Consider the following 6,275-nt stretch of genomic DNA (forward strand, 5'->3'; position numbering starts at 1 on the left):
TGCTCAATCAAGCCTGTGTTTTTTCAAACGCTTGCATGTAGCTCACCAGCGCTTGTACGCCTTCGATCGGCATGGCGTTGTAGATGCTGGCACGCATGCCCCCGACCGATTTGTGGCCCTTGAGTTGCAGCAGGCCAGCGGCTTTGGCACCAGACAAGAATGCCTCGTTGCGTGATTCGTCGGCCAAGAAGAAGGGCACGTTCATGCGCGAGCGACAGTCGTGCGCAACCTTGTTGCTGTAGAAGTCGGAGCTGTCTAAAAAGTCATACAGCAACTTGGCTTTGGCGATGTTGCGCTGCTCCATCGCAGTCACGCCACCTTGACGTTTCAGCCACTGGAAGGTCAGGCCCGCCATGTAGATGCTGTACGTGGGCGGCGTGTTGTACATCGAGCCGTTGTCAGCCACGGTTTTGTAGTTAAAAGCGCTGGGGCAAACTTTCAGCGCATGGCCCAGCAAGTCTTCGCGCACCACCACCAGCGTCACGCCCGCAGGGCCAATGTTCTTTTGTGCGCCACCAAACGCAACGCCGACTCGTGCCCAATCGACGCTGCGTGAGAGCACGTGCGACGAGAAGTCGATCACCAGCGGTGCGTCAGAGCCCAAGGCTTTGAGGTCAGGCAGGCTGTGAAATTCCACGCCATGAATGGTCTCGTTGGTGCAAATGTGCACGTATTGCGCGGCTTTGCTCAACTGCCATTCCTTGGGGGCGGGCAAGGCGGTGAAGTGGCCTTCAGCCCCAGTGGCGGCTAGATGTGGCGTGCAATATTTACCCGCTTCTTTGAACGATTTTTCGCTCCAGCTGCCCGTCACCACCACGTCAATGGTTTCGCCGCGTGAGAGGTTCATCGGCACGATGGCGTTTTCAGCCAAACCGCCACCTTGCATGAACAAGATTTTGAAATTGGCAGGCACCGCCAAGAGTTCGCGCAGGTCTGCTTCGGCTTGTTCGTAGATGCTGATGAACTCTTTGCCGCGATGGCTCATTTCCATCACGCCCATGCCTGATGAACGGCCTTGTGCATCGCGCCAGTCAGTCATCTCGGCAGCCGCTTGTTGCAATACTTCCAGCGGCATGGCCGCAGGGCCCGCCGAAAAGTTGTAGGGACGAACGCTCATGCTGATTTAGGCCTCGCTGGGCGCACCAGTGCCGCTGTCCGTACCGCCGTCTGCTGCGGGTGTGTCAGTGTCACTGTCAGCTTCGCCTTCTGCGATGGCGGCGTCGTTTTCGACGATGCGTTGCAAACCGCTGAGTTTGGCGCCTTCGTCCAAGCCGATCAAGGTCACGCCTTGGGTGGCGCGGCCGAGTTCGCGAATTTCAGACACGCGGGTACGCACCAACACGCCGGTGTCGGTGATGAGCATGATTTCGTCTTCCGCATGCACCAAGGTGGCTGCGACGACTTTGCCATTACGCTCAGATTGCTGGATGGCAATCATGCCTTTGGTGCCACGGCCGTGGCGTGTGTACTCGGTGATGCTGGTGCGTTTGCCGTAGCCGTTGATCGTGGCGGTCAACACGCTGGCGCGTGGTGTGGTTTCGTCGGCGGGCGCGTTGGGGTCTTCTTGTTCAGACACCAACATGGCGATCACGCTTTGACCTTCTTCGATCATCATGCCGCGCACGCCGCGCGCGCTGCGACCCAAGGGGCGCACGTCGTTTTCGTCAAAACGCACAGCTTTACCACCGTCGCTGAACAGCATCACATCGTGCTTGCCGTCGGTCAGGGCTGCGCCAATCAAGAAGTCGCCGTCGTCCAAGTTGACCGCGATGATGCCGCCCTTGCGTGGATTGTTAAATTCATCCAAGGAGGTCTTTTTGACCGTGCCCATTGAGGTACCCATGAACACGTAGTGATCACTAGGGAAGGTGCGCATGTCGCCCGTGAGGGGCAACACGACGTTGATTTTTTCGCCTTCTTGCAAGGGGAACATGTTGACGATGGGGCGGCCGCGTGAGCCGCGTGAGCCCGCCGGCACTTCCCAGACCTTGAGCCAATACAGGCGACCACGGTTGGAGAAGCACAAGATGTAGTCGTGCGTGTTGGCGATGAAGAGTTGGTCAATCCAGTCGTCTTCTTTGGTTGCTGTGGCTTGTTTGCCGCGACCGCCGCGTTTTTGGGCACGGTATTCAGACAGAGGTTGGCTCTTGATGTAGCCGCTGTGGCTGAGCGTGACCACCATGTTGGTGGGCGTGATCAGGTCTTCAGTGGCCAAATCTTGGGCGTTGTGCTCAATCAAGCTGCGGCGAGCGCCGAGTTTGGTCTGGCCGAACTCTTGTTTGACCACCGCCAATTCGTCACCAATGATGGTCGAGACGCGCTCGGGTTTGGCCAAGATGTCGAGCAAATCGTCGATCTCTGCCATCACGTCTTTGTATTCTTTGACGATCTTGTCTTGTTCCAAACCGGTCAGGCGTTGCAGACGCATCTGCAAAATTTCTTGGGCTTGGGTGTCGCTCAAACGGTACAGACCGTCTCTGCCCATGCCGAATTCTTTTTCCAAGCCATCGGGGCGGTAGTCATCGGCGTTGATCACGCCACCGTCGAGGCGGCTTCGGGTGAGCATTTCGCGCACCAGCTGGCTATCCCATGACTTGGTCATCAACTCGGCCTTGGCCACAGGGGGCGTAGGCGCATTGCGGATGATGCGGATGAACTCATCGATGTTGGCCAAAGCCACCGCCAAACCTTCCAGCACATGACCGCGTTCGCGGGCTTTGCGTAGGGTAAAGATGGTGCGGCGTGTGACCACTTCGCGTCGGTGACCCAAGAACACAGCAATCAAGTCGCGCAAATTGCACAGCTTGGGTTGACCGTCAATCAAGGCCACCATGTTGATGCCGAAGGTGTCTTGCAGTTGCGTCTGTTTGTACAGATTGTTCAGCACCACTTCAGGCACGGCGCCGCGCTTAAGTTCAATCACCAAGCGCATGCCCGATTTGTCGGACTCGTCTTGGATGTGGCTGATGTCTTCGATCTTTTTCTCGTGAACCAGCTCGGCCATGCGTTCTTGCAGGGTCTTTTTGTTCACTTGGTAAGGCAGCTCGTCCACGATGATGGATTGGCGCTGGCCTTTGTCGATGTCTTCAAAGTGGCACTTGGCGCGCATGACCACGCGGCCACGGCCCGTGCGATAGCCATCTTTGACGCCGCTCATGCCGTAAATGATGCCGGCGGTCGGGAAGTCGGGGGCGGGGATGATTTCCATCAACTCGTCGATGGTGGCCTCGGGGTGACGCAGCATGTGCAAGCACGCGTCCACCACTTCGTTCAAGTTGTGAGGCGGGATGTTGGTCGCCATACCCACGGCAATGCCGGAGGAGCCGTTGACCAATAAGTTGGGGATGCGGCTTGGCAAGACCAACGGTTCTTTTTCGGAACCGTCGTAGTTAGGGCCGAAATCGACGGTTTCTTTGTCGATGTCGCTCAACATCTCGTGAGCGATTTTGGACAAACGGATTTCTGTGTAACGCATAGCCGCAGCGTTGTCGCCGTCGACCGAGCCGAAGTTACCTTGACCGTCCACCAACATGTGGCGCAACGAAAAGTCTTGAGCCATACGCACAATGGTGTCGTACACCGCGCTGTCGCCGTGCGGATGGTATTTACCGATCACGTCACCCACGATACGAGCGGACTTTTTATAAGGACGGTTCCAGTCGTTGTTGAGCTCGTGCATCGCAAACAAGACGCGACGGTGCACTGGCTTTAAGCCGTCACGCGCATCGGGGAGGGCGCGGCCCACAATCACGCTCATGGCGTAATCAAGGTAGCTGCGGCGCATCTCCTCTTCTAGGCTGATGGGCAATGTTTCTTTAGCGAACTGGGTCATGAAAGCGGCCGTAAAGCAGGAAACCTGACATTTTAGGCGGTTTAACAGCGCCATTGGGTGTGGCTGACTTGCAACACGCTGTCGGCTTAATTTCTTAAGGCTTGTTAATTCGAGCAGTAGGGCGTGTCGGCTATGGCACAATATTTCTAAGCGTTACGGTCTTTGCGCCTTGACTGCCTGAATTCGCAGAGTGTTCTGCGGCTTTTACATACCTCAGAGGTGAACTATGAAAAACTTGAAGAATTTGGCAGCTTTTGTTGCTACCGCCGCTTTGGCTACTGCTGCCGTTGCACAAAACGTTGACAACTGGCGCAATGCCTCCGGCGACACATGGAAAAGCGGTACAGGCCTGTGCTGGCGCGATGCCAGCTGGACGCCAGCCACTGCCGCCAAAGGTTGTGACGGTGCTTTGGTTGCTCCTGCCGCCGTGGTTGCTCCTACAGTTGCGCCAAAGCCAGCACCAGCTCCAGCACCTCAACAGCCAGCTGCTGCCAAGGTGACTTATGCTGCTGACGCATTCTTCGACTTTGACAAATCTGTCATCAAGCCCGCTGGCAAAGCCAAGCTGGACGACTTGGTCGCTAAAGTCAAAGGCATCAATTTGGAAGTCATCATCGCTGTGGGTCACACTGACTCTGTCGGTACAGATGCTTACAACCAAAAACTGTCGGTCCGCCGCGCTGAGTCTGTCAAGGCTTACTTGGTGTCCAAAGGTATCGAAAAGAACCGCATCTACACCGAAGGTAAAGGCGAGAAGCAACCTGTTGCTGACAACAAGACCAAAGAAGGTCGCGCTAAGAACCGTCGCGTTGAGATCGAAGTGGTTGGCACACGCGCTAACTGATCTTCATTGATCTTCCAAAGAAACCCCGCTTCGGCGGGGTTTCTTTTTGCTTGAACGACAATTGACTTTATGCAAACGACAGCCCATACCAACGTAGATCCGGCCGAATTGGCCAAATTTTCAGACCTGGCCCACCGCTGGTGGGACCCTGAGAGCGAATTTCGACCTCTGCACCAAATCAACCCGTTGCGTTTGGAGTGGATCAAAGCCTCCGCGACCTTGCAAGGCAAAGACGTGTTGGACGTGGGTTGTGGCGGTGGCATCTTGACCGATGCGATGGCGCGATCGGGCGCCAACGCGCTGGGCATTGACTTGGCCACCAAGTCGCTCAAAGTCGCGCAGCTGCATGCGCTGGAGGCCCAAACACCCCATGTGCAATACCGTGAGGTGAGCGTTGAAGCTTTGGCCTTGGAGCGTCCTGCCAGCTTTGATGTGGTGACTTGCATGGAAATGTTGGAGCATGTGCCGGACCCCGCGTCAGTGGTCAAAGCGTGTGCTGATTTGGTCAAGCCGGGTGGCTGGGTGTTTTTCTCGACACTCAACCGTAACCCTAAGTCCTTTTTGTTTGCCATTTTGGGTGCTGAATACGTGCTCAACTTGCTGCCCAAGGGCACGCATGAGTACGCCAAATTCATTCGGCCCAGTGAATTGGCCAGTGCATGTCGCGCTGCTGGTTTGGAATGGCAACACACCCGTGGCATGGAATACAACCCCTTGACCCGTCGTTACTGGATGAGCGCTGACACCAGCGTCAACTACCTTGTCGCAACTCAGAAAGCGCTGTGATGCTGAAACACATCCGCGCTGTGCTGTTCGACTTAGACGGCACCTTGATTGACAGTGCCCCTGACTTGGGTGCTGCCGCAGACAAAATGCGCCTCGACAGAGGCTTGTCCTCGTTGCCATATGCGCTGTATCGCCCTTTGGCGGGTGCGGGTGCGCGTGGCATGCTCAAAATTGCATTTGACATGACGCCAGAACATGCCGACTTCATGGCCATGCGCGAGGAGTTCTTCGCCAACTATGAGGCGGCCATGACTGTCAAAACTTATGTATTTGATGGCGTACAAGATTTGATCGCTGGTCTACAAGCCCGTGACCTGCCTTGGGGCGTGGTGACCAACAAAATGGCACGTTTTACCGACCCTTTGACACAAGCCATGCCTCTGTTTGCCAGTGCGTCGGCCATCGTGAGTGGTGACACCACGCCACACCCCAAACCCCATCCTGAGCCCATGTTTGAGGCCGCGCGGCGCCTGGGCCTAGCGCCAGAGCTGTGTTTGTATGTGGGCGATGATGAGCGCGATATCGTGGCTGGACGCGCCGCAGGCATGCGAACCGTGGCTGCTAACTATGGTTATTTGGGCGAAAAGACCGATATCAGCAGCTGGGGCGCAGATTTAAAAATAGATTCACCCATTCAGCTCTTGCAATTGCTGGGATAGGCCTAAAATAGGCGACTTGGGGCTGCACTGGTTTCGACATGGGTTCGGACGCGTGGCAGGGCATGTCGAGGTTCTGATCCTCGTAAAACAGCAGAAAAAAAACTAACTGCAAACGACGAACGTTTCGCACTCGCCGCTTAATCCGGTGAGCCTT

General features: G+C 56.0%; 5 protein-coding genes and 1 other RNA gene. 4 read left to right on the plus strand and 2 right to left on the minus strand.

Annotated elements, in window-relative coordinates:
- Positions 1 to 7: 7 nt before the first annotated feature.
- Together serC and gyrA are read right to left on the minus strand one after the other, a co-directional pair.
- Positions 8 to 1,117 carry a 3-phosphoserine/phosphohydroxythreonine transaminase gene (gene serC / locus RMS95_RS08760; RefSeq protein WP_310645369.1) on the minus strand — a complete coding sequence of 370 codons (1,110 nt, stop codon included), beginning with the start codon at positions 1,115 to 1,117 and terminating at the stop codon, positions 8 to 10.
- 6 nt (positions 1,118 to 1,123) lie between these two features.
- Positions 1,124 to 3,832, minus strand: a complete 2,709-nt coding sequence (gene gyrA / locus RMS95_RS08765; protein WP_310645371.1) for a DNA gyrase subunit A — start codon at positions 3,830 to 3,832, stop codon at positions 1,124 to 1,126.
- Positions 3,833 to 4,058: 226 nt separating this feature from the next.
- Here gyrA and ompA point away from each other — a divergent pair, with 226 nt between their 5' ends.
- The 4 genes from ompA to ssrA form a co-directional block, all read left to right on the plus strand.
- The gene (gene ompA / locus RMS95_RS08770) at positions 4,059 to 4,676 is read left to right on the plus strand and encodes an outer membrane protein OmpA (protein WP_310645372.1); all 618 of its coding nucleotides are present in this window, start codon (positions 4,059 to 4,061) and stop codon (positions 4,674 to 4,676) included.
- Between the two features lie 69 nt (positions 4,677 to 4,745).
- Complete coding sequence (ubiG, locus tag RMS95_RS08775) at positions 4,746 to 5,462, plus strand: bifunctional 2-polyprenyl-6-hydroxyphenol methylase/3-demethylubiquinol 3-O-methyltransferase UbiG (protein ID WP_310645374.1); 717 nt, start codon at positions 4,746 to 4,748, stop codon at positions 5,460 to 5,462.
- The gene (locus tag RMS95_RS08780) at positions 5,462 to 6,121 is read left to right on the plus strand and encodes an HAD-IA family hydrolase (RefSeq protein WP_310645375.1); all 660 of its coding nucleotides are present in this window, start codon (positions 5,462 to 5,464) and stop codon (positions 6,119 to 6,121) included. The genes ubiG and RMS95_RS08780 overlap by 1 nt, the downstream gene beginning before the upstream one ends.
- 18 nt (positions 6,122 to 6,139) lie before the next feature.
- Positions 6,140 to 6,275, plus strand: a transfer-messenger RNA (tmRNA) gene (gene ssrA / locus RMS95_RS08785); the annotation flags it as partial.

Origin of the sequence: Limnohabitans sp., from assembly GCF_031539175.1 — a bacterium.
Lineage (GTDB): Bacteria > Pseudomonadota > Gammaproteobacteria > Burkholderiales > Burkholderiaceae_C > Limnohabitans.

Excerpts from the sequence above, each read along its gene's own strand:
- RMS95_RS08780 (WP_310645375.1), top strand. The coding sequence starts at position 5,462 with ATGCTGAAACACATCCGCGCTGTGCTGTTCGACTTAGACGGCACCTTG.
- ompA (WP_310645372.1), top strand. The coding sequence starts at position 4,059 with ATGAAAAACTTGAAGAATTTGGCAGCTTTTGTTGCTACCGCCGCTTTG.
- gyrA (WP_310645371.1), bottom strand. The coding sequence starts at position 3,832 with ATGACCCAGTTCGCTAAAGAAACATTGCCCATCAGCCTAGAAGAGGAG.
- ubiG (WP_310645374.1), top strand. The coding sequence starts at position 4,746 with ATGCAAACGACAGCCCATACCAACGTAGATCCGGCCGAATTGGCCAAA.
- serC (WP_310645369.1), bottom strand. The coding sequence starts at position 1,117 with ATGAGCGTTCGTCCCTACAACTTTTCGGCGGGCCCTGCGGCCATGCCG.